This window comes from Duganella sp. Dugasp56 (assembly GCF_047304105.1).
GTDB classification, from domain to species: domain Bacteria; phylum Pseudomonadota; class Gammaproteobacteria; order Burkholderiales; family Burkholderiaceae_D; genus Rugamonas; species Rugamonas hordei.
Genome location: NZ_JBGLYQ010000017.1, coordinates 119,626 through 142,377 on the forward strand (window position 1 = coordinate 119,626; position 22,752 = coordinate 142,377).

15 protein-coding genes and 2 pseudogenes are annotated in these 22,752 nt (G+C 65.5%); 9 read left to right on the forward strand and 8 right to left on the reverse strand.

The genetic code is table 11. The features are described 5' to 3' along the window. Nucleotides 1-23: 23 nt before the first annotated feature. Both ACCD07_RS14090 and ACCD07_RS14095 read left to right on the forward strand, forming a co-directional pair. Nucleotides 24-3,488: a DUF6701 domain-containing protein gene (locus tag ACCD07_RS14090; protein WP_413447690.1), complete on the forward strand. Its 3,465-nt coding sequence runs from the start codon at nt 24-26 to the stop codon at nt 3,486-3,488. 123 nt (nt 3,489-3,611) lie between these two features. Continuing rightward, nucleotides 3,612-4,310 (forward strand): dienelactone hydrolase family protein, encoded by a 699-nt coding sequence (locus ACCD07_RS14095; RefSeq protein ID WP_413447691.1) that lies wholly within the window; start codon nt 3,612-3,614, stop codon nt 4,308-4,310. On the opposite strand, the gene ACCD07_RS14100 is transcribed toward ACCD07_RS14095, so the two are convergent. Beyond that, a complete protein-coding gene (locus ACCD07_RS14100) occupies nt 4,307-4,786 on the reverse strand; it encodes a hypothetical protein (RefSeq protein WP_413447692.1) in 480 nt (159 codons plus the stop codon). The genes ACCD07_RS14095 and ACCD07_RS14100 overlap by 4 nt on opposite strands. Nucleotides 4,787-4,905: 119 nt before the next feature. On the opposite strand from ACCD07_RS14100, the gene ACCD07_RS14105 reads away from it, so the two are divergent. Then, nucleotides 4,906-5,355, forward strand: a complete 450-nt coding sequence (locus ACCD07_RS14105) for a thioesterase family protein (protein ID WP_413447693.1) — start codon at nt 4,906-4,908, stop codon at nt 5,353-5,355. Between the two features lie 8 nt (nt 5,356-5,363). Here the strand turns inward: ACCD07_RS14105 and ACCD07_RS14110 are convergent, their stop codons facing one another. Beyond that, entirely contained in the window at nt 5,364-5,852 is a 489-nt protein-coding gene (locus ACCD07_RS14110) for a DUF3016 domain-containing protein (RefSeq protein WP_176655396.1), read from the reverse strand. 259 nt (nt 5,853-6,111) lie between these two features. On the opposite strand from ACCD07_RS14110, the gene ACCD07_RS14115 reads away from it, so the two are divergent. Next, nucleotides 6,112-8,034: a PhoX family protein gene (locus tag ACCD07_RS14115; protein WP_413447694.1), complete on the forward strand. Its 1,923-nt coding sequence runs from the start codon at nt 6,112-6,114 to the stop codon at nt 8,032-8,034. Nucleotides 8,035-8,064: 30 nt separating this feature from the next. Here ACCD07_RS14115 and ACCD07_RS14120 read toward each other — a convergent pair. Next, nucleotides 8,065-9,088: pseudogene (locus ACCD07_RS14120) on the reverse strand (PDDEXK nuclease domain-containing protein). Nucleotides 9,089-9,454: 366 nt separating this feature from the next. On the opposite strand from ACCD07_RS14120, the gene ACCD07_RS14125 reads away from it, so the two are divergent. Continuing rightward, complete coding sequence (locus ACCD07_RS14125; protein WP_176655393.1) at nt 9,455-10,960, forward strand: DUF3369 domain-containing protein; 1,506 nt, start codon at nt 9,455-9,457, stop codon at nt 10,958-10,960. Here ACCD07_RS14125 and ACCD07_RS14130 read toward each other — a convergent pair whose 3' ends face one another. The 3 genes from ACCD07_RS14130 to ACCD07_RS14140 all read right to left on the reverse strand — a co-directional run bounded on the left by ACCD07_RS14130 (nt 10,961) and on the right by ACCD07_RS14140 (nt 14,241). After that, entirely contained in the window at nt 10,961-12,904 is a 1,944-nt protein-coding gene (locus tag ACCD07_RS14130) for a GAF domain-containing sensor histidine kinase (protein ID WP_353404108.1), read from the reverse strand. A gap of 118 nt (nt 12,905-13,022) precedes the next feature. Then, on the reverse strand, nt 13,023-13,571 hold the full coding sequence (locus ACCD07_RS14135) for an FxDxF family PEP-CTERM protein (RefSeq protein WP_353404107.1): 549 nt from the start codon (nt 13,569-13,571) through the stop codon (nt 13,023-13,025). 169 nt (nt 13,572-13,740) lie between these two features. After that, nucleotides 13,741-14,241 (reverse strand): hypothetical protein, encoded by a 501-nt coding sequence (locus tag ACCD07_RS14140; protein ID WP_353404106.1) that lies wholly within the window; start codon nt 14,239-14,241, stop codon nt 13,741-13,743. 78 nt (nt 14,242-14,319) lie between these two features. Between ACCD07_RS14140 and ACCD07_RS14145 the strand changes: the two genes are divergently transcribed. After that, the gene (locus ACCD07_RS14145) at nt 14,320-15,426 is read left to right on the forward strand and encodes a porin (RefSeq protein WP_413447695.1); all 1,107 of its coding nucleotides are present in this window, start codon (nt 14,320-14,322) and stop codon (nt 15,424-15,426) included. Between the two features lie 524 nt (nt 15,427-15,950). Beyond that, the gene (locus ACCD07_RS14150; RefSeq protein ID WP_413447696.1) at nt 15,951-16,343 is read left to right on the forward strand and encodes a hypothetical protein; all 393 of its coding nucleotides are present in this window, start codon (nt 15,951-15,953) and stop codon (nt 16,341-16,343) included. A gap of 27 nt (nt 16,344-16,370) precedes the next feature. Here ACCD07_RS14150 and ACCD07_RS14155 read toward each other — a convergent pair whose 3' ends face one another. Continuing rightward, nucleotides 16,371-19,424 carry a CHASE domain-containing protein gene (locus ACCD07_RS14155; protein ID WP_413447697.1) on the reverse strand — a complete coding sequence of 1,018 codons (3,054 nt, stop codon included), beginning with the start codon at nt 19,422-19,424 and terminating at the stop codon, nt 16,371-16,373. Continuing rightward, complete coding sequence (queC, locus tag ACCD07_RS14160; protein WP_413447698.1) at nt 19,425-20,132, reverse strand: 7-cyano-7-deazaguanine synthase QueC; 708 nt, start codon at nt 20,130-20,132, stop codon at nt 19,425-19,427. 88 nt (nt 20,133-20,220) lie between these two features. On the opposite strand from queC, the gene ACCD07_RS14165 reads away from it, so the two are divergent. Continuing rightward, nucleotides 20,221-22,089, forward strand: a complete 1,869-nt coding sequence (locus ACCD07_RS14165; protein ID WP_413447699.1) for an autotransporter assembly complex protein TamA — start codon at nt 20,221-20,223, stop codon at nt 22,087-22,089. After that, nucleotides 22,089-22,752, forward strand: a pseudogene (locus ACCD07_RS14170) (hypothetical protein); the annotation flags it as partial. The gene ACCD07_RS14165 and the pseudogene ACCD07_RS14170, both read left to right, overlap by 1 nt.

Consider the following 22,752-nt stretch of genomic DNA (forward strand, 5'->3'; position numbering starts at 1 on the left):
TTCCGGTGTGAGCGGTGTGGGATATGAAACTCAAATTCGCGTGGCTTGTTCTTTCGACCATGTTGCTGGGAGGCGTGGCGCAGGCCGCCACGCTCGACTTCAATGGCGGCGCCGTGGCCGGCTGCACGTACAACAGCCCGACCAGCACCTATACCTGCAGCGCGCTGCTGCTGCCCGTCTATAACGACAGCGTGGCCATCGCCAGCGGCTATACCGTGGTGGTCAACTCGGCGGTGAGCCTGGCCTACAACCAAAGCCTGCAGATGAGCGGCAGCGCCAGGCTGCAAACTTCCGGCAGCAACAACCTGGACCTGTCGCAGATCAACCCCAGCCTGCTCAACGCCACCGGCAGCCTGGCGGCGGGCGGCAACTTCCTGCTGGGTGCCGGCACCTTCGGCGGCGCCGTCAGCGCCAACGGCCAGGCCAGCGTGGCCACCGGCGGCGCCATCACCGGCAGCGTGACCGCGGCCTCGCTGCAGACCGGCTCCTCGGTCAGCATCGGCGGCACGGTGGGCGTCAGCGGCACCATCGACCTCGGTTCCAGCACCACGATAACCGGCGCCGTCAGCGGCGCCTCGATCAGCACCAACTCCAACGTCAACATCGGAGCGCTGACGGTCGGCGGCACCGTCAACCTGGGCTCGAACAACACCATCAACGGCCCGGTCGCCGGCAGCAGCATCAGCACCAACGCCAACGTGGTCATCACCGGTTCGGTCAACGTCAACGGCCTGGCCGACCTCGGCTCGGGCAACCAGATCGGCGGCAGCCTGAGCGCCGGCTCGGTGCAAACCAATTCGGGCACGCGCGTCGGCGCCGGCATCACCTCGGCCGGCATCGTCGACCTCGGCTCCGGCGCGACCGTGGTCGGCAGCATCAGCGGCACCACCATCACCAGCAACTCGTCGCTCAGCGTCACCGGCAACGTCAACGCCAGCAACTCCTTCACGCTGCCGTCCGGCAGCAGCGTGACCGGCAACATCACCGCGCCGACGGTGACGCTGAATCCGGCAGGCTCCACCGTCAAGGGCGATATCGTCGCCTCCAGTTCGCTCGAAGTCGGCAGCGGCAGCACCATCACCGGCAACATCTCGGGCGGCTCGCTGACCCTGCGCTCGGCCAACGTGACCGTCAACGGCAACGCCACCTTCACCGGCGATGTCGACATCGGCTCCCAAGGCACAATCAACGGCGACCTGTCGGCCCGCAACGTCACCACCCACGCGTCGGGCGACTACATCAGCGGCAACGCCGCGGTCAATTCGATTTATCTGGACCACGGCGCCACCGTCGGCAAGACCATCACCTGCACCGGCGCCGGCGCCAGCAACTGCAGCTGCGTGACCAAGCCCAACTCGTATAACTACACCCCCACTTGTGGCGCCGCCGCGCCCAGCGGCATCGACCACTTCCTGATCAACCACAGTGGCTCCGCGATGACCTGCCAGCCGCAGACGGTCACCGTCACCGCCTGCGCCAACAACGCCTGCACGGCGCCGCACTACAGCGCCAGCACCCAGGTCACCTTGTCGCCGGGGAATCAGGTGGTGACCATCAGCGGCAGCGGCAGCGCCTTCGTCCAGCAGTTCACCGCCGGCCCCGCCACGCTGTCGGCCAGCGCCAACGGCGTCACCGCCACCACCTGCGTCAATTCCGCCGACCCGTCCAGCAACGCGCCGTGCGTGATGACCTTCGACGACAAGGGATTGGTGGTGACGGTGCCCGACCATCTGTCGATGGCGAGCAGCGTCAACGTGGTCGTGCAGGCGCTGCAGGCGCAGGGCAACAACCTGGGCTGCGTGCCGCTGCTGAAAAGCGTCACCGTGCCAGTCGGCTTCAGCTGCACCTACATCGATCCTGATCCCGGCACCGCCGCCACGGTGCCGGTGAAGATCAAGGACCAGAGCGGCAGCGTCAAGGATGTAGCCTGCGGCGGCGCCTTGACCAACGTGACGCTGAGCTTCGACCCCAACGGCATGACTACCACCAGCCCGCCCCCCCTCTTCCAGTATCCGGAGGTGGGCAAGCTCAACCTGAAGGCCAGCTACACCGCCGCCAGCGGCTTTAACGCCTATGGCAGCACCAGCGTCACGGTGGCGCCGGCCAAAATCAAGATCAGCGTGCAGCGGGTAAATAATATGCCGGTAATGGGGCCGGGCGTGTTTGCCAACGCCAGCGCGCCGTTCAATGTCACGCTGTCGGCGATTAACACGTCAGGCAACGTCACCACCAATTTCGGCAAGGAAAGCACGCGCGAGAGCTTCAAGCCTACCTATGCGATTGCCAGCACGAATCCGTACGGTGTTGTCACCACCGGACAGTTCGGCCCGATCACCAATGGCGTGTCCACCACGGCGTCCACTGGCCTCGGCGGCAACACCACCGGCCCGTGGAGCTACAGCGACGTCGGCTACATCACGATCTTGTCCACGCTTGCCAACAACAGCGCCAACTACATGGGCAACCCGGCAGCCGGCTTCAACACCCAGGGGACGCTGCAGGTGGGCCGCTTCATCCCCGATCACTTCGACGTACTGCTGCCGCCCAAGGCCGTTGCGCCGGCCGCGCCGGTGTGGGGCGAACTGCCATCCAGCCAGAATACCGGCGTGACCATGAAATGCTCGCAGGCAGGCGGCATGAACAACCCCTGCCCGGCGCCGTACGACGTCAGCGGCAGCTTCATCTACTCGAAGCAGCCGTTCTACGTGCTGATCAAGGCCTACAACGGCGCGGCCACGCCGGCGCTGACGCAAAACTACAGCAGCGCTCCGCCGTCGCCGGCCACCGCGTTTGCGAAAGCCATCACGCTGTCCGCCTGGACCGCGGCCGGCGGCAGCACCGCATGGCCGGTCGGCACCCTGGTCAATGCCAATACCGCCCCTCCCCCTCCGACCACCCCCATCACCTTCGACAAGGGCGTCGGCATGGCGCTTGCCGCCAGCCTGCCCAACCTCGCCTTCACCAGCACGCCGACAGCGCCCAGCCTGGTCTACGTGCGCGCGGTCGACGCCGACCTGGTCACGTCGGCACGCAGCAGTCCAGCCACGTCGACGGAAATCCCGCTGACGGTGGTCAGCGGCCGCATGCAGCTTGGCAACAACTACGGTTCCGAAACGTCCAGCATGCCGATGGCTGTGCAGTCGCAGTACTATTCGGCCGCAGCCGGCGCCTACGTGTTCAACGCCGCCTATACGGCCGACGCGCAGGGCATCGGCGCCAGTCCCGGCATCACCTTCACCAATTGCAAGAACGGCCAAGGCGTGGCGATCGCCTGCCCGGCGTTTACGGTCAAAAGCCCAGGGAGCCTGACTTTCAACAATGGCAAGGCCAGCTTCCTGATGGCCGCCCCCAACACGGCCGTCTCGACCGACGTGACGCTGAATCCCGCCAGTTGGTCCAACCTGTATCTACCCGCCGTCCCCGGCCGCGCGACCTTCGGCGTCTACCGTTCCGGCCCGGTGATCTACACCCGCGAAGTGCATAACTGAGCCCCGCTGCAGCGCCACGCAAAACGGAGTACGATGGCCGCTTTCTAAACCCGGGGTCAGTGCCGACATTAGCACACGAGCTCGTGCTAATGTCGGCACTGACCCCGCATTAAAGGGAACACCATGGAAACCAACACCCAGTGGATCGATATCGCCGTCGCCGACGGCAGCTTCGGCGCCTACGTGTCGCTGCCGCGCGGCGGCAAGGGTCCCGGCATCGTGCTGTTGCAGGAGATTTTCGGCGTCAACCAGCATATCCGCAACGTGGCCGACCAGTACGCGGCCGACGGCTATGTGGTGATCGCTCCCGACCTGTTCTGGCGCAATGGCGCGCGCATCGAACTGGGCTATGACGACGCGGGCTGGAAGCGCGCCGTCGAACTGATGAACGCCACCGACTTCGCGCTGGCGCAATCGGACATCGCCGCCACCGTCAAGACGCTGCGCGCGCTCGACGGCGTGGAAGGCAAGATCGCCTCGATCGGCTACTGCTTCGGCGGCCGCCTGTCCTACCACACGGCCGCCAACGGCCTGGTCGACGCGGCCGTGTGCTACTACGGCGGCGGCATCCAGAACGCGCTGGAACGCGCCGGCCAGATCAAGGTGCCGATGCTGATGCACTTCGGCAGCGCCGACAGCCACATCCCGCTGACGGCCGTGACCAGCATCGCCGAACGCTTCGACGACAACGACCAGGTCGAGATCCACGTCTACGCCGACGCCGAGCACGGCTTCAACTGCAACCACCGCTCGTCCTACAACCAGCGCGCCGCCGCCCAGGCGCACGGCAACACCCTGCTGTTCCTCGGCGAGCAGCTCTAAGGCCCGGCCTTCAGGCGCCGCACCTGCCACGTGGCGCCGGCCAGGTACAACAGCAGCAGCACGCCGGTGACGACCTTCAGCTGCGGCGCTTCGGCGTCGGCCAGCAGCGGGCTGCCCAGCGGCAGCCGGGTGCTGCCCTCGGTCACCGCCGGAATCATGTGGAACAGGAAAGTGATCGAGTAGGCGCACACCGAGACCGCCGCCGACCTGGCGCCGAACTTGCGCCGGTCGGCCAGCCAGGCCAGGCCCAGCGTCAGCAGGGTGATGATGCCCAGCGCATGCGGCTTGCCAAAGCCGCCGTGGGCGAAGATGCCGAAGCCGGTCACGCAGGTGAGGATGGTGGCGTAGAGGTACACCTTGCCGGCCGTGTTGTCCGGGTTGATGCGCTGGTCGCGGAAAAAGGCCCACAGTCCGGCAAATACGGCCACCAGGCTGATCAGCGTGTGGATCACGCCTAACTGGGTCAGTCCATACATGGGATGTCCTTTCAAAGTTGGTACTTTGATGGTACACCCGCGGCCGGGGCCGGTCTTACCACTAAAGGGCTATTGCAGCCCCTGCGTTAAAATGGAGCATCGACATCAAGGCAGGCACCATGGCACGCTTAAAACTGGACTTCCCCGAAGACCAATACTACTTTTCTACCCAGCTGACCGTGCGCGTCACCGACATCAACGGCGCCAACCACCTGGGCAACGATTCGATGATCTCGATGATCTCCGAGGCGCGCGCCCGCTTCCTGTTCGAGTTCGGCGTGCAGGACAGCGGCGCCGGCACGGGCGGCGTCGGCATCATCGTCACCGACCTGGCCACCACCTACAAGACCGAGGCGCATGCGCGCGACCAGCTGCTGTTCGAGGTCGGCGTGATGGACTTCAACCAGTACGGCGGCGACATCACCTTCCGCATCACCCGCCCGCGCGACGGCAAGCTGGTGGCGATGGCCAAGTCCGGCTTTGTCTTCTTCAACTACAAGACCAGCCAGGTGACGCCGATGGCGCCCGAGTTCCTGTCCAAGTTCCCCAAGGTGAACCGCCTCGACTGATCAGCTGATCAGCGGGCGGCCACCTTCGGCACGATGTTCTTGTCGAACCATTCGTCCAGCATCTGCTTCTCGTAGCGCAGCGGGTCGCCGTCCGAATAGCGGTTGATGCGCTGCTGGTACATCATGTTGGAGATGTGCTCGTCGCCGCTGCGCAGCACCTGGCCGTTCTGCTCCAGCGTATAGCGCAGATGGATGTGCGGCCAGTCGGCGCCGCCGTTCATCACGCGGATATCGTCGCCCGTGCGGCGCGGCCACAGCCGTCCGGCCAGGTCGATATCGAGGATCTCGACTTTCAGGTTCTGCCCGGCGGGCAGCTTCTTGTTGAGCGTCGCGAAATAGTCGCTGAAATCCTTCAGCGTGCGGTCGCGGTCGATGCTGTTGCGCGGCACGTCGGCAAACTCCTCCGGCTTGACAAAGGTGACGCTCACGTCGGCCCAGGCGGCGGCGCTGGCCAGCAGCACGGCAGCCGCCAGCACGGATTTGGTCATGGATCGCATTTGCTGCTCCTTCACAGTTGATGCTGACAATATAGACCTTTTCGCCGGCGCCGGCCCGGGTGGAATAAGTTTGTTACCAAAGTTACCCCGCCACGCTCACGCCGCCGCCTTGTATCCTTTTGTATCGCCAAGTATCGCTTTGTCACGCCCCTGTCATACCAAATAGTTAAGCTTGCGGCCGTCGAGGTGCAGCCACCGCCTCGCATGATGCCGCGGCCGCGCGGCACATGGAACGGCCACAACTACAACAGGATTTATCATGACCGAGTCTCTCGATCTGTCCCGCCGCAGCATCCTCAAATTCTTGTCCGCCGGTCCCTTGCTGCCGCTGGCCGGCGGCAGCGCTACCGCCACCCTGCTGGCCGCCTGCGGTGGCGGCGACACCGCCGCCGCCGCGCCGCAGCTGATGTCCGTGACCTTCTCCGGCATGGCCGCGCCGACCCTGGCCGACGCCGCCAAGATGGCCACCACCACGGTCGGCTCGACCCTGAACGCCACCTATTCGGACGGCAAGACCCAGCCCTACCAGCTGGCCTACCAGACCTTCTTCATCACCGGCGCCCTGGTCGCCAACGGCAGCGGCGGCACCATCCTGGCCGGCGGCTACTACGACATCAACAACAAGCCCATCGTCGACAAGACCGACGCCGGCCAGCGCCAGTTCTTCTCCGACTGCCCGGACGGCACCTCGCTGCTGAAGCTGGCCGCGCCCACCGTCGCCGGCGTCAAGGGCAACACCGTGTTCGCCGTGGTGCAGTTCGAATACACCACCCGCAACGTCAAGGGCGACTCGATGTACGGCATGCTGCCGTCGCCGATCGCGGTGCTGACGCTGGACCAGGACAAGACCACCGGCGCGCTGTCGCTGGTCAAGTACCACAACGTCAACACCAGCGGCGTCAACGGCCTGTGGATCACCTGCGGTGCCAGCCGCTCGCCGTGGAACACCCACCTGTCGAGCGAGGAATACGAGCCGGACGCGACCGCCATCGCCAGCAACACCCAGTTCGCCAACTTCAGCACCAACCTGTACGGCGACGCCGCCAAGGCCAACCCCTACCACTACGGCCACATGCCGGAGATCACCGTCAACCCGGACGGCACCGGCAGCATCAAGAAGCACTACTGCATGGGCCGCATCTCGCACGAGCTGGTGCAGGTGATGCCGGACGAGCGCACCGCGCTGATGGGCGACGACGCCACCAACGGCGGCCTGTTCATGTTCGTCGCCGACAAGGCGCAGGACCTGTCCAGCGGCACCTTGTACGTCGCCAAGTGGAACCAGAAGAGCGCCGACAACGGCGGCTCGGCCACGCTGTCGTGGATCAAGCTGGGCAGCGCCACCAGCGCCGAGATCAAGGCCCTGGCCGACACGCTGAAGGCGGCCGACATCCTCAGCGTCAAGACCGCCGACCCGGCCGACGCCACCTACACCAGGATCCCGTTCAGCGGCAAGACCAACTGGGTCAAGATCGTGCCGGGCAAGGAAAAGGCGGCCGCCTTCCTCGAGACCCACCGCTACGCCGCGCTCAAGGGCGGCAGCATGGGCTTCACCAAAATGGAAGGCACGACGGTCAACGCCAAGGACAAGATCGCCTACTCGGCGATGAGCTACATCCAGGCCGCGATGACCAACGGTTCCGGCGGCATCTCGGTCAAGGGCCCGAACGCCGGCGTGGTCTACGCGCTGAACCTGAAGGCCGGCCAGGTGGACGACAGCGGCGCCGCCATCAACAGCGAATGGGTGCCGGTCGACATGGCCGCCGTGCCGGCGCTGGTGGGCGAGGACCTGGCCAAGGCTGACGCGCTGGGCAACCTGGCCAATCCGGACAAGATCGCCAATCCGGACAACATCAAGTTCTCGGAAAAGCTGCGCACGCTGTTCATCGGCGAAGACAGCGGCCTGCACGTCAACAACTTCCTGTGGGCCTACAACGTCGACACCAAGACGCTGACCCGTTTGCTGTCGACGCCGTCGGGCGCCGAATCGACCGGCCTGCACGCGGTGGACGACATCAACGGCTTTGCCTACATCATGAGCAACTTCCAGCACCCGGGCGACTGGGACGCGGCGCTGCACGCCAAGGTGCAGGCGACGCTGGATCCGCTGATCAAGGCCAACTACCGCGACCGCTTCGGCGCCGCCGTCGGCTACCTGACCGGCTTCCCGACGCTGAGCTAAGCGGCCCGTCCGCACCGGCCCGCCGCGCGCTCACGCGCCCGGCGGGCTTTTTTGCGTCCAGTGTTCCAGCTTGGCCGCAAGCAGCTGTTCGTCCGGCAGCAGCATCTGGTATTCGGCGGCGATAATCCTGTTAGGCAGGCCGTCCAGCGCATAGCGCGCCTCGGCCGCGCCCTTGGCCGCGCACAGGATCAGGCCGACGGGTGGATTTTCGCCGGGTTTGGTCCAATGCTCATGGGCATAGTTCAGATACAGATGCATCTGGCCGGCATCGGCGGCCTCGAACTTGCCGGTCTTCAGTTCGATGACAACGAGACATCGCAGACGGCGGTGAAAAAACAGCAGGTCTATACGGAACCAGGTATCGTCGAGCCGAAGACGGCGCTGGCGGCCGACAAAGGCAAAGTCATCGCCCAGCTCCAGTAGAAAATCAGCCATATGCTGGATCAGCGCCTCCTCCAGATCGGACTCGGAGTACTCATCTTTCAAATCCAGGAATTCCAGTACAAAAGGGTCTTTGACCGCCTCTTCCGGTGTCATGGCATCGGCGGCGCGTGCTTGCTTGCTTGCCTTGCGCCAGCATCTTGGTTTTATCCCGGGAAAGTGCGGTCCGTTCATAGAACTGGCTGTTGACCTGACGGTCTAACTGACGAACGGACCAACCGCCGCGCAGCGCCTCGGTTTCATAAAATAGGCGGGCATTCGGATTTTTGACAGACAACAGCCGTACGTAAGCAGACCATGGCAACCGCAATTCTCCAGACACTGTCTGGTGAATTTCCGGCCAGTACAAATAAAACTTACGCATCTGCAGTAAATTCTGCATGCTGAAGCCACGTCCAAAGCGCTTGCTCAAGTCTACGCCGAGGCGTTCAATCAGCTCCTCGCCATATGCGGCGCGTTCAGCTCCGCCCTGCTCGAACTCCACGATGCGCCGGCCTATTTTCCAATAGGCCGCAGTCATGACGGAATTGACGCTACGCGCGGCGGCCCGGCGCGAGGATTCCAGCAGCTCGACAATTTGCGCGTGTATGTCGGCATAGTTGGCGCTCAGCATTTTGGAGCCTCTCGCAGCATGAGAATAACCAAATCCTAGCGCCGGCTAACTGCAGACTTATAGAGCAAGCTCAAACGAACCCTATGTCTACGACAAAAACAAGCTGTTGTCCGCCGGGGCAAAATATTTTGCCAAGAGATAGCAATATTGCCAAAAACGAAGTATTGTTTCGGTTGCACATGGCGTTACAGAAGACTAACGCTGCGCCGTCGCGAAATGGTGCGACGTACAATAGGTTCAGCCCGGTTGGCGTGGGAAGTGTTGTGCAGAGCAACAGGTATTTTTATTGCCTGTTGTTAATAACTGTGGGTCGGACTACAATCGAAAAAAATCATACAGTAGTGCCATTTTGCGGAACTCGCCCTTATGTCTTTCTTGTCTTCTGCTACACCCAAGCTAGCCCCTTGGAAAGTCCTGTTGGTCGATGACGAACCGGACATTCATGACATCACCAAGCTGACGCTGAGCCGCTTCCGCCTCGATGGCCGCGCGCTGAGCTTCGTGCACGCCTACAGCGGCGCCGAGGCCAAGGAAGTGCTGGCGCGCGAGGCCGATGTCGCGCTGGTGTTCCTCGACGTGGTGATGGAAAAGGAAGACAGCGGCCTCGAAGTGGCGCGCTGGATGCGCGAAGACCTCGACAACCAGTTCACCCGCATCGTGCTGCGCACCGGCCAGCCCGGCCAGGCGCCGGAAGAACGCGTGATCGTCAACTACGACATCAACGACTACAAGGAAAAGACCGAGCTCGACCGCACCAAGCTGTTCACCACCACCTTCGCCGCGCTGCGCGCCTACCGCGACATCATGAAAGTCGAGGAAGCCCGCCGCCAGCAGCTGAACTACCGCGAAGGCCTGGAGCGCGTGATCGCCGCCTCGGCCCATATTTTCCAGCAGCGCAACCTGAAGGACTTCGCCAACGGCCTGCTGCAGCAGGTGGTCGCGCTGCTGCGCCTCGAGCACAGCATGCTGCTGCGCCTGCGCGGCGCCACCGCCATCAGCGGCGAAAACGAGTACGAAATCCTGGCCCAGATCGGCGACGAGGACGGCTCGCTGCTGAGCCCCGACGTGCTGGCCCAGCTCGACGTCGCCAAGAGCAACAAGATCTCGCGCGTCGAAGGCGACACCTACATCGGCTACTTCCCCAACAACAGCGGCAAGGCGTCGCTGCTGGTGCTCAAGGGCGTGGAGGAAATCTCCGAGATCGATACCAAGCTCTTGGAAGTGTTCTGCTCCGGCGTCGCCATCGCCTTCGACAACATCCTGCTGACCCAGGAGATCACCGACACCCAGGCCGAGCTGATCCTGCGCCTCGGCGACGTGGTCGAGTCGCGCTCGAACGAGGCGGGCAACCACGTGCGCCGCATGTCCGAGGTGTGCTACCTGCTGGCCCAGGCGTCCGGCATGCCGGACGACGAAACGGCCGTGCTGCGCCACGCCGCGCCGATGCACGACATCGGCAAGATCGCCACGCCGGACGCGGTGCTGCTCAAGCCGGGCAAGCTCGACGCGGCCGAATGGGAAATCATGAAGCAGCACCCGGCGGTGGGCCTGTCCATCCTCGACGGCTCACAGCGCCCCATCCTGAAGGCGGCCGCCGTGATCGCCCACCAGCACCACGAGAAATTCGACGGCAGCGGCTACCCGCAAGGGCTCAAGGGCCACGACATCCACCTGTACGCGCGCATCGTCGCCGTGGCCGACGTGTTCGACGCGCTGATGCACAAGCGTTGCTACAAGGAAGCCTGGCCGATCGACAAGGTGGTCGAGCACCTGCAGGAAGTGGCCGGCCATCACCTCGACCCGGTCTATGTCGACCTGCTGGTGCAGAACATCGACCGCGCCGTCGCCATCAACGAGCGCTTCCCCGACTGATTATTTGCGCTTGATCTTGGGGAAGCGCAGCTTGTAGTGCAGCCCCATGCCAGGCGCGCTGACCACCTTGACGGTGCCGCCCAGCGCGCCCGTCACCAGGTTGTACAGGATGTGCGCGCCCAGCCCGCTGCCGCCCGTGCCGCGCTTGGTGGTGAAGAAGGGATCGAACAGCTGCGCCAGCGTGCTGTTGTCCATGCCGGCGCCGTCGTCGCTGTAGTCGAAGTCGACGAAGTCGCCGTCGACCTTGCCGGTGATCCTGATCTTGCCCGACTGCCCCTCCTCGAAGCCGTGCACCAGCGAGTTGACCACCATGTTGGTGACGATCTGCGACACCGCGCCGGGGAAGCTGGCCATCTCGATATTGGCCGGGCAGTCGATCTCCACCACCACCGGCTTGCCCTTCAGCTTGGGCTGCAGCGACAGCAGCACCTCGTCCAGGTACTTGCGCAGGTTGAAGCTGCGGATGTCGTCGGACGACTGGTCCACCGCCACCTGCTTGAAGCTGCGCACCAGCGCCGCCGCCCGCTGCGTGTTGGTGGTCATGATGCGCAGCGACTGGTCGATGATGTCGAAGAACTGGTTCAGGCCGTCCTCGTCCAGCGTGCCGGCGGCCATGTCCTCGCGCGTCAGCTTCAGCTCTTCCACCAGGTGGCTGGTGGCCGTCACGCAGATGCCCAGCGGCGTGTTGATCTCGTGCGCCACGCCGGCCACCAGCCGGCCCAGCGAGGCCAGCTTTTCCTGGCGCACCAGCTCGCCCTGCGCATCCTTCAGCGACGTCAGCGCATTCTCCAGCGCCGCGTTCTGTTCTTCCAGCGCGTCCTTGGCGCGGCGGATCTCGCTCTCGGCGCGCATGCGCGCGATCGCCACCGCCACGTGGCTGGCCATGAAGGCCAGGATGTCGAGGTCGGCCTGGGTGTAGATCACCGAGTCGTCATAGCTCTGCACGATGATCACGCCGTAGGCCGTGTCGCCCAGCAGCATCGGCGCGCCCATCCAGCTGGCGATGTCGACGCTGCCCAGCGGGTGCTCCAGCTCGCCGCTGGCGATCAGCGCGTTCAGCGCGCCGCGGTCCAGCAGCATGGCCTGCTTGCGCTGCAGGATGTAGGAGGACATGCCGATGCCGAAATCGAAACGCTTGACCGGCGCCTGGGCATCCTTTTCATCGACAAAATACGGCACGCTGATTTCCCGGGTGTCCGGGTGGTATAGCGCCATCAGGAAGTTCTGCGCCGGCACCAGCTCGCTGATGATCTGGTGCAGCCGCATGTTCAGGCGGCTGCCGCCGGTGGCGGTGGCCGACAGGTTGGCCAGCTCGTACAGCGCGCGCTGGATGTTCTCGGCGCGGCGCCGCTCGGCCACCTCGTGCTGCAGCTGGCTGGTGCGTTCGGCCACCGCGCGCTCCAGCCGGTCCATGCTCTGCAGGCCCTGCAGCGCGCTCGAGACCTGGGTGGCGATCAGCGCGAACAGCGCCTGGTCTTCCTCGCTGAAGGTGTGCTGCTTGTCGTAGCTCTGGATCACGATGGCGCCCAGCGCCTGGTGGTTCTGGTCCAGCAGCGGGCAGCCCATCCAGTGCTCGGCGATGGTGCCGATGCCGAAGGCGGCGTTGTGTTCCCGCCTGGAGACGTGCTCGGCCGCCGTCATCACCATGTTCTCGCGGCTCAGGATCACCGCCGCCGTCGGCGATTCGCCCGGCACCAGCTCGAACAGTTCGTCGCGGCTGGGCGGCTCGTCGACCTCGTCGACGAAATACACGAAGCGCACCATGTTGACGGCGCCGTCGCGGTCGCTCAGCGCCACAAAGAAATTGGCCGCATACATGATGCGGCCCAGCGCCGCATGCACGGCCTGCAGGAATTCGCTGATATCGGTGCAGCTGCTGGACTTCCGCCCGATTTCAAGCAGCATCGTTTGGACGGCTTCCAGGCGGGTGAGGCGACTTTCCATCGGGTTTCCTATGTAGGGTTCATGCACATGGGAAATACTATCAGGTCGGGCCCGGTCTGCACAAAAAAAAACAGCCAGGCCGTCCGGACGGCCTGGCTGTTTTCTTGAGCGCGGACGCTTAAGCGGTGTCGCCTGACTTGCGCTGACGACGGGCCGCCACGACGCCCAGCAGCCCCAGGCCGCCCAGCAGCATGCCGTAGGTTTCAGGTTCCGGCACGGCCGTCACGGTGGTGCCGCCCGAGTAGACGCCGGCGCCTTTCGACAGCACGGTGCCGCTGATCTGCAGGTAGTAGCTACCTGCAGCCAGGGGGGCAGTGGCCAGGGTCCAATAGTCTGTGGAGCCAGTCAGTACCTGCGTACCTTTTTGCACCAGGCCGTTCGAATCGAACAGGGCCAGGCTCAGGATATCCAGGCCGTTCATGGCGCTGCTGGAGAAGGACGAGGTGTCGGTGGTCAGCAAGCTGGCGCCGGACAAGTTAAAGGTGAAACGGTCGGCAAAAGTGTTACCGGCGTTGCTGATGTTGATGTTATGACCGAAGAAAGCCGAGCCGCCGCTCAGGTCCAACGCCGTGTCCGGTTTGCTGATGTCCGCCGCCATCGCGGACTGGGACAGCAAGACGGCACCGGCCATGACAACTGCGCCAGCCAAGGTTTTTATTTGTCGCATAGAGATTCTCCTTAATAACAAGAAGTGCGGCATGAAAGTCACCGCACAGGAGATCAAAATGTAGCAGGCACGTCACTTTTAATCGGGGGCGCACGATTGGATCTTACATTTACTTACACGTTTATTTAACGAAATATTAACTTTAGTAAATAAAAAATGATGTAGAAAACTATGGTTTTTTGTAACTATTTTCGACCCAGGCCGACGCGCTGGACGGGCTCAGCTTGAACGTCGGCGCCACCCGCACCTGCGCCAGTTGCTCGCCGTACTGGTCGAACGCGCTCAGTTTGGCGTAGGGGTCGTCCTCGTCCGGCACGATGTCCAGCGTGACCTTGACCTGGCCGTCGTCGGTGCTGATGAACAGGTTCTTGTGCAGTTGGGCATGCAGCTGCTGTTCGTGGCGGCGCAACACTTCATTGGCGGTCTTGACCAGCGTGTTGAAGGCGTTGACGTCCAGCGGCTTGGGATTTTTCTTGTCGCGGCCCATGGTCCACGGACCGACCAGCGCCGGCTCCGGCTCGCCATCCTTGATCATCGCCACCGCCCAGCCCTCGTCGTCCTCGTTCTTGATCACGCGCGCGGTCCAGCCATTGCCCTGCCAGACGCGGTCTTGCTGGATCGGTGCGTCGTCGTCCTGCTGCTGATCCGGATCGGGGTAGTGATTACTCATGCTTATGGCTCGTGTCGAAATATGGGTGGGGGTGAAATAATAAGCGCCACGCTGGTTAACAACAATAGAAAGTCGTCAATGAAGCGCAATCTCGTCCCGATCCTGGTCCTGGTCCCCTCCGTGCTGGCGACGGCCGGCCCTGCCCATGCGCAAGGCGGCGACGTGCAGGTATATGGCCGCCTCAACCTCGGCCTCGAGAGCATGCGCAGCACGGCCGACGCCAGGGGCCAGGCCGTCAGCATGGTGCGCGAAAGCAACTACCGCTCGGTGCTGGGCTTTCGCGGCAGCGAGGACCTGGGCGGCGGCCTGAAGGCCATCTTCCAGATCGAAGGCACGCTGTCGCCGGACACCGGCGCCGGCAGCCCGGCCGCGCGCGACACCCGCGTCGGCCTCGAAGGCGCGGCCGGCACGCTGTTCGCCGGCAACTGGGTCACGCCGTACAACGGCGCCACCGCCGGCCTCGACCCGTATTACCCGACCACGGCCGGCTACATGAGCATCATGGGCAACGGCTCGGCCTCCACCAGCGACAACGTCAGCGACACCTCGTCCTTCGACCGCCGCCAGCAGAACAGCGTGCATTATTGGTCGCCGCAGTGGCATGGCCTGCAGTTGCGCCTGGCCCACGGCTTGAACGAGGAACGTCCAGCCGGCGGCGCCAGGCCTGCGCTGACGTCGGCGGCGGCGGTCTGGGAGCGGGGTCCGTGGTATGCCGCCGCGGCATACGAGCGCCACCACGACTACCAGGGCAGGGGCGGCAACGACAGCGGTGCCAAGATCGCGGCGGCCTACCGCTTCGGCGACACCCGGGTGGCGCTGATCGGCGAACGGCTCAAGTATGAAACCGCGGCCGGCACGCTGGAGCGCAACGCGGCGTATATTGCCGTCACCCACCAGATCGGCCCGCACGGCCTGCGCCTGGGCGTGGCGCGCGCAGGCGACGGCACCGGCAGCGCGCCGGACGGGCAAAAGGTCGGCTTCATCCGCAAGGGCGAGGACACCGGCGCCACCCATTACACGGCCGGCTACGACTACGCCCTGTCCCGGCGCAGCAGCCTGTTCCTGTTCTACACCCGGCTGGCGAACCAGCGCAACGGCAGCTATGACTTTGCCATCAACGGACTGACGGTCAGCCCGGGCGCCACCGTCCGCGGACTGGCGCTGGGCATGCGCCACGCCTTCTGAGCGGCCAGCACAAAAACCCGCGGGCGCGGTTTTTTGTGCAACCAGGACCGTGGTCTTAACAGGTCATGCAAGGCGGCCGTTCGGCGATCGGCGGCCGCAGCGGCGTGATGCGCGGATCGATGGCCGGTTCCGGCATCTGATAACTGAATGGCGTAATGATGATAGGCGGAATCGTCGGCGGTGCCGATGGCGGGCCCTTGGGTCCCCCGCCGGAAAGGTGCTGGACGCTACGCTGGCGCCTCGTACGGTTGCAAACCGAGGATATCGATTGACCCTCGCTCAATTCTAGCCAAGCCATGTTAAAGCCCTCCCTGCGCAAGTCAGGTTATCAGTATAGGCAGGGATAACTTTAAATCAAGGAACATTCGTCCCTCATCCCGCTCGTCGCCGCTGGATGTCGTTCCATCCCGCAAATTTGCCGGTCTGTCGCAATCCGCTGGCTGGCGCCGGGGCGCCCCGGTACAGTTCAACCATGCCAAACGGCAAACGAACAAAAAACGAATAAACCACCGACGAGGTCAGCCATGAACAGCAAAGCAAAAAAACTGGTTTTCGCAGCCTTTATCCTCCTGCTGGCCGTGGCCGCCTGGCAGTCCATCCTGGGTGACGGCATGCACGTCAACATCGACGGCGACGAGATCGACGGCCCGCTGGGCGCCCTGCTCGGCATCGTGTTCGCCGGCGGCGGCGTGCTGATCGCGGCGGTGGCCGTCACCTGCGCGGCGGTGTTTGTCGGCGTGCTGTTTGCCGGCCTCGGCATCCTGATGGTCAGCGCCCTGGTGCTGGGCGCCGCGGTGCTGCTGGCGGCGATGTCGCCACTGATGCTGCCGCTGCTGATCCCGGTCGGCATCTACTGGATCTTCGCCGGCCGCTCCCGCAAGCAACGCCAGCGCGCCATGATGGAACACGCCGTCTGAACCGGCATCACGCATAGCACCACCGTTTCAATCGGAAGCGGCCGGGACCTGAACTCCCGGCCGATCCGCCTCTTGCTCCATCAGTTCCACCCGGTTGCGGCCGCCATGCTTGGCGCAGTACAGGGCCTGGTCGGCCCGCACCAGCGCCGCGTCGCCGCTCGCATCCTTCCCCGCCACCACCGCGATGCCGATGCTGACCGTCACCGTCACCGTCCGCCCGGCGTCGCCGTCGAGCCGCATCGGCGTCGCGGCCACGCGCTGGCGCAGCCGCTCGGCATACACCGCCGCATCGTCCAATCCCGTGCCCGGCAATAAAATCGCGAATTCCTCGCCGCCGATGCGGCCCGGCATGTCGATCTTGCGCCGGCCTTCGCGCATCAGTTCGGCCAGCTGGCGCAGCACGGCGTCGCCGGCCGCATGGCCGTGCTCGTCGTTGATGCGCTTGAAATGGTCGACGTCGAGCAGCAGCACCGCCGCGCAGCCGCCGATGTCGCGCCGCAGCCGGTCCTGCTCGTCGGCCAGCCGCCGCATGAACTCGCGCCGGTTCGGCAGGCCGGTGAGGAAGTCGGTGGTGGCCAGCACCCGCAGCTCGTCGTCCATGCGCCGACGCTCGGTGATGTCCAGGGTCGAGACGATGACGAAATCCAGGCTGTGCGTATGGCCCGGCATCACCAGCAGGGTCAGCTGGTTGAGGCGGGCCACGCCGTCGAGCCGCTCGAAGCTGCCCTCGCAGGCGAAGAAGTGCTGGCCCTGGGCCAGCGCGGCCAGCGCCATGGCAAAGCTGGGCATGGCGGCGGCGTCGAAATTCTGTGCCAGGCTCAGCTGCGAGATATCCTTGCGCCCCGGCGCCGCGCCGACCTGCTGCAGCGCGGCGGCGTTGACGTCGAGGATGCGCACCAGCGCGGCCAGCTGCCGCAGCTGGCTGACGTTGGCCTGCAGGTAGCGGCCGATGTCGTCCACGCCGGACAAGGTCAGCTCCGCCAGCGCCGCCCGCACGGCCGACCAGTCCTGCTCCCACAGCGCCACCGGCGCGTGGTCGTACAGGCTGCGGAAGCGGGCCTCGCCGGCGCGCAGCGCGACGGCCGCCTGGGCCTGCTCGATGGCGATGCCGGCCAGCCGCGCCGCCTGCTCGATCAGCGCGATATTGGCCAGGCTGGGCACGCGGGCGTCGCGGTGGTAGATGGCGAACGTGCCCAGCACGCTGCCGTTGGCGCTGAAGATGGGATCGGACCAGCACGACCCCAGCCGCGCCTGCAGCGCCAGGTCGCGGTACTCGATCCAGCTGGGCGCGGCGCGGATGTCTTCGATGACCACGCGGCTGCGGGTCAGCACCGCCTCGCCGCAGGCGCCCTTGCCGTCGCGGATGGAACGCCCGTGCACGGCGGCGTTGAAGAAGGCCGGCAGGCTGGGCGCCGCGCCGACCAGCAGCCGCTCGCCGGTCTCGTCGAGCAGCAGGATGCTGCACAACATTTCCTCGTTGTCCGCCTCGACGCCCAGCACCACGCTCTCGAGGATGGTTTGCAGCGGCGCGCCGGTGGCCAGCAGCTCGAGCACGTGGCGCCGGGTCTGCTCGCGCTGCTCGGCCTGGGTGCGCTCGGTGATGTCGCGGAACGACCAGATGCGCGCCGGCTCGCTGCCCAGCTGCAGGCCGCGCGTGTGCTGCTCGATGACGCGGCCGTCCTTCAGCTGCAGCAACTCGTGCCGGGACTCCAGCGGCGTGCCGCGCTGCAGCCCCGGCAAGGTGTGCTGCGGCGTGTCCAGCGGCAGGCCCTGGCCCGGGTGCAGCATCTGCCGCGCCATGTGCTCCATCAGCACGGCGCCGTCGCTTTGCCAGTCCAGGTGCTCGGGCAGGTTCCACAATTCGCGAAAGCGCCGGTTGGCGTTCAGCACCGAGCCCTTCAGGTTGTCCACCAGGATGCCGTCGATGGTCGAGTCCAGTATGCTGCGCAGCATCGCCTGGCTGCGCTGGGCGCCGTCGGCCAGTACCAGCAAGGTGGCCTGCCCCTCCCGCAGTTCGCCGGCCAGCACTTCGGCGCGGGCCAGCGCGCTGCGGGCCCGCACGCGGCCGCGTGCCAGCAGCCAGGTCAGGCCGGCCAGCAGCAGGCTGAGCGACACACCGGCCGCGGTGATCTGCAGCGCCTTGTCGTGCACCGCCACCGCGCCCGGCACGGCCGTCGCCCGCAGCGTCCAGCGGTGGCCGGCAATGCTGAACTGCTGCCGGCTGCTGCGCCGGCCGGCAGCGCCGCCCGGATGACTGTCGTACATCAGCGCCTGCGGCGCGATGCCGGCGCCGTCGAAGATTTCCACGTGCAGCGCGGCGGCGCGCGGTCCGCCCAGTCCGGCCATCAGGTCGCCGACGCGGAACGGCGCATAAACCCAGCCGTCGATGGCGGCGCGGCGCTCGGCCAGCGTGCCGGTTTGCTGCCCGTGGCGGTACAGCGGCAGCACCATCAGGAAGCCCGCCTGCGCCGGCTCGGCCGTCTCCTGCACCAGCCGTATCCTGCCGCTGACGGCGGGCCGGCCGGAATCGCGCGCCTGCTCCAGCGCGGCGCGGCGCACCGGCTCCGAGGCTGCATCGAAACCGAAGGCGCGCCGGTTGTTCTCGTCGAACGGTTCGAGGTAGACGATGGGCGCGTACCACTCGCGGATGCCCTCGGGTTGCACGCGGTAATCGGGATGGCCGCCGAGCCGGATTTTCTGCTCGTGCGCGGCGCGGCGCGCCTGCGGCACCAGCGCCATGTAGCCGATGCCGTGGATGCCGGGGAAATGCTGGTTCAGCTCCTGCCCGGCCAGGTAGGTGCGGAACTCCTCGCGCTCGACCTCGCTGGAGCTGGCGAACAGCCCCTGCACGCCGTACAGCACCTGCAGATAGGTTTGCAGGCGCTGGTCGAGGTTGTTGACCAGTTCGCGCGTGCGGCCGTCGAAGTCCGCCTGCGCATCCTGCTCGGCGTCCTGCTGCGCGCCCTGCCACAGCATGCCGGTCGCGCTCAGGCAGCCGGCCAGCACCAGCACCGGCAGGACGCCCGGCGTGAGCATTTCCTGCAGCAGCCGGCGCAGCCGTGCCTGGGCGGCGGGAGCCATCTACACCTCGGTGCCCGCGAACTGGCGGTAGCCGCGCGCGCGCAGGGCGCAGGCCGGGCAGGTGCCGCAGCCGTAGCCCCAGTCGTGCAGCGCGCCGCGCTCGCCCAGGTAGCAGGTGTGGGTGCCGTCGCGGATCAGGTCGACCAGCGCCTGGCCGCCCAGTTCCCGCGCCAGTTCCCAGGTCTGTTTTTTGTCGCGCCACATCAGCGGCGTTTCCAGCTTCATGCGCGTGTCCATGCCCAGGTTGAGCGCCACCTGCAGCGCCTTCATGGTGTCGTCGCGGCAGTCCGGATAGCCGGAGAAATCGGTCTCGCACATGCCGCCGACCAGCACCGTCAGGCCGCGCCGGTAGGCCACGGTGGCGGCCACCGTCATGAACAGCAGGTTGCGGCCGGGGACGAAGGTGTTCGGCAGGCCGTTGGCCTGGGTTTCGATGGCGATGTCGTGGGTCATCGCCGTCTGCGAGATTTCCGAGATCAGGGACAGGTCGATCATGTGGTCCTCGCCCAGCCTGGCGTTCCACTCGGGCGAGTGCGCGCGCAGGCGCTCGATGACGGTCGGCCGCACGGTGAGCTCGACGGCATGGCGCTGGCCGTAGTCGAAGCCGATGGTTTCGACACGGGCGTAGTGCTTCAGCGCCCAGGCCAGGCAGGTGGTGGAATCTTGTCCACCGCTAAACAGGACCAGAGCGGAATCGGTAGGCAGCATTACTCTTCTTTCTTGCAACGTTATAAGTACGCCATCTTTTGAAGCATTCCGGTAACATGACAGCTAGCGTACACCCTGATGGAGTCTCATGTTACCGGCATCGCCAGCAAATATATTGGCAGGATCACGAATTTTGGCACAAGTTGTGGCAAAAGTATCCGGCGGCCTCGTTGCGGCGGTAGCCCTGGCCGGCCTGACTCTGCCCGTGGCGGCCGAGGAGCTGAAGTACGACGTCCGCATCGACGCCCCTGGCCCGCTGCGCGAACTGCTGGAGCAGAATCTCGACCTGGTGCGCTTTCGCGGCAACGCGCGCATGGACCGCGAACAGCTGCAACGCCTGGTGCGGGTGGCGCCGGAGCAGGTCAAGACGCTGGTGTCCACCGACGGCTACTACTCCCCGGTGGTGAGCGCGCGGCTGGAGCGCAAGGGCGAGAACGACACCCCCACCGTGCAAATCAGCGTGCAGCCGGGCGAGCCGGTCCGGGTCGGCGAGATCGACCTGGTGCTGCAGGGCTTTGCGCCGGTGCCAGGGCTGGCGGCCGACAAGCAGTTCGACACCCAGGCGCTGAAGGCCGGATGGACGCTGAAAAAAGGCATGGTGTTCCGCCAGGTCGACTGGGAACAGGCCAAGCGCGGCCTGCTGCGCCAGGTGGTGCAGACGCGCTACCCGCGCGCGCAGCTGACCGAAAGCCTGGCGACGGTCGATCCGGAAAACCATCTGGCGGCGCTGCGCGTGGTGCTCGACAGCGGCCCGGAGCTGCGCTTCGGCGAATTGCGCATCGAAGGCTTGAAGCGCTACCCGCCGGCCATCGTCAGCAACCTGAATCAAATCCATCCCGGCGACTACTACAGCGAAGCGGCGCTGCAGTCCTACCAGTCGCGCCTGCAGGACACCGGCTACTTCAGCAGCGTCGAAGTGAGCGCCGACACCAGCGCGATCCTCAACGAGCAGCTCGACGCGGCCGGCGCCACGCCGGCGCAAAACGCCGGATCGGCGATGGCGCCCTTGCCGCTGCTGGTGCGCGTGACCGAGAACAAGCGCAAGAACGTCAGCGCCGGCCTGGGTTTCAGCACCAACACCGGCAACCGCGCATCGCTGACCTATGACGACCTGTCGGTATTCGGACTGCGCATGAAAAGCGCGCTGACGCTCGAGACCAAGAAGCAGACGGCGCGCAGCGACTTCTACTTCCCCACCACGGCGGACGGCTACAACGACAGCGTCGGCGCGTCGTTCGAGCGCAGCGACATTTCCGGCGAGGTGACCAGCGTGGCCAGCGTGGCGGGCAAGCGCGCCTGGGGCACGCCGCTGCTCGAACGCAGCCTGACGCTGGAGCTGCTGACCGAGACCAAGACCGTCGACAGCCTCCCGTCGACCACCAGCAAGAGCTTGCCGCTGACGTACGGCGTCACCTGGCGCAAGCTGGACAACCTGCTGTTCCCGACCAAGGGCTACGCGCTCAACGCGCAGCTGGGCGGCGCGCTGCTGCCCATCCTGACCGACGAAGCGTTCGTGCGCGGCTATGCGCGCGCCGTGTGGTACCGGCCGCTGGGCACGAGCACCAACCTGATACTGCGCGGCGAACTTGGCGCGCTGGCCTCGCGCGACAAGAACGGCGTGCCGGCGGTGTACCTGTTCCGCGCCGGCGGCGACCAGTCGGTGCGCGGCTACGCCTACCAGGAGCTGGGCGTGCGCGAGGGCGACGCCATCACCGGCGGACGCTATTTGACCACCGCCAGCGCCGAGTTCCAGTACTGGTTCAAGCCGTCGTACGGCGCCGCGGTGTTCTACGACGCCGGCAACGCGGGCGACACGTTCAGCGCGCTGCATCCGAAGTCGGGCTACGGCGTCGGCGGGCGCTGGAAAAGTCCCGTGGGACCGATCAACGTGGACATCGCCTACGGCCACGCGGTGAAAAAATATCGCCTGCACTTCTCACTTGGATTTACCTTCTGATGGCTGACAATAACGACAAGCCGGCAGCCGAAGCCACCGCCGCGCGGCGCCGCCGCTGGCCGCGCCGCGTGCTGATTTCGCTGGCCGTGCTGGTGGCGCTGCTGGCCGGCGCCTTCTGGCTGCTGGGCCGCGAATCGACCCTGCAGCAGCTGGTGCAGCGCATCGCCAACGCCAGCGGCGGGCAGGTGTCGGTGAGCGGCGTCAGCGGCTCGCTGTACCACCGCATGCATATCGGCCGGCTGATATATCGCAGCAAGGACAGCGTCGTCACGGCCGACAACATCGACATCAACTGGTCGCCGCTGCAGTATTTTTCCGAAGGCCTGGCGATCAGCGAACTGCACGTGGCCGCGCTGACGGTGCAAAGCCTCGGCCCCTCCGAGCCGGCCAAGATGCCCGAATCGCTGGCCGCGCCGTTGCGCCTCAACGTCTCCGACGCGCGGCTCGACAAGCTGACGCTGACCGGCGCGACCGGCAGCAACGTGATCGAGCGCCTGCGCTTCAAGCTATCCGGCGACAAGAGCGGCTGGCACCTGCAGGACGCCAGCGCCTCCACCGCGTTCGGCATCGCGACCGCCGACCTGACCATCGGCGCCGACAAGCCGTTCGCCCTCAAGGGGCGGGGTCAGTTCCGGCATTCTGACACGAGCTCGTGTCAGAATG

Bases quoted from the DNA above. Each gene is read 5' to 3' on its own strand.
- ACCD07_RS14130 (WP_353404108.1), bottom strand. From the start codon at position 12,904: ATGGAAAGTCGCCTCACCCGCCTGGAAGCCGTCCAAACGATGCTGCTT.
- ACCD07_RS14095 (WP_413447691.1), top strand. From the start codon at position 3,612: ATGGAAACCAACACCCAGTGGATCGATATCGCCGTCGCCGACGGCAGC.
- ACCD07_RS14155 (WP_413447697.1), bottom strand. From the start codon at position 19,424: ATGGCTCCCGCCGCCCAGGCACGGCTGCGCCGGCTGCTGCAGGAAATG.
- ACCD07_RS14105 (WP_413447693.1), top strand. From the start codon at position 4,906: ATGGCACGCTTAAAACTGGACTTCCCCGAAGACCAATACTACTTTTCT.
- ACCD07_RS14110 (WP_176655396.1), bottom strand. From the start codon at position 5,852: ATGCGATCCATGACCAAATCCGTGCTGGCGGCTGCCGTGCTGCTGGCC.
- ACCD07_RS14125 (WP_176655393.1), top strand. From the start codon at position 9,455: ATGTCTTTCTTGTCTTCTGCTACACCCAAGCTAGCCCCTTGGAAAGTC.
- ACCD07_RS14140 (WP_353404106.1), bottom strand. From the start codon at position 14,241: ATGAGTAATCACTACCCCGATCCGGATCAGCAGCAGGACGACGACGCA.
- ACCD07_RS14115 (WP_413447694.1), top strand. From the start codon at position 6,112: ATGACCGAGTCTCTCGATCTGTCCCGCCGCAGCATCCTCAAATTCTTG.
- ACCD07_RS14145 (WP_413447695.1), top strand. From the start codon at position 14,320: ATGAAGCGCAATCTCGTCCCGATCCTGGTCCTGGTCCCCTCCGTGCTG.
- ACCD07_RS14100 (WP_413447692.1), bottom strand. From the start codon at position 4,786: ATGTATGGACTGACCCAGTTAGGCGTGATCCACACGCTGATCAGCCTG.
- queC (WP_413447698.1), bottom strand. From the start codon at position 20,132: ATGCTGCCTACCGATTCCGCTCTGGTCCTGTTTAGCGGTGGACAAGAT.
- ACCD07_RS14135 (WP_353404107.1), bottom strand. From the start codon at position 13,571: ATGCGACAAATAAAAACCTTGGCTGGCGCAGTTGTCATGGCCGGTGCC.
- ACCD07_RS14165 (WP_413447699.1), top strand. From the start codon at position 20,221: ATGTTACCGGCATCGCCAGCAAATATATTGGCAGGATCACGAATTTTG.
- ACCD07_RS14090 (WP_413447690.1), top strand. From the start codon at position 24: ATGAAACTCAAATTCGCGTGGCTTGTTCTTTCGACCATGTTGCTGGGA.
- ACCD07_RS14150 (WP_413447696.1), top strand. From the start codon at position 15,951: ATGAACAGCAAAGCAAAAAAACTGGTTTTCGCAGCCTTTATCCTCCTG.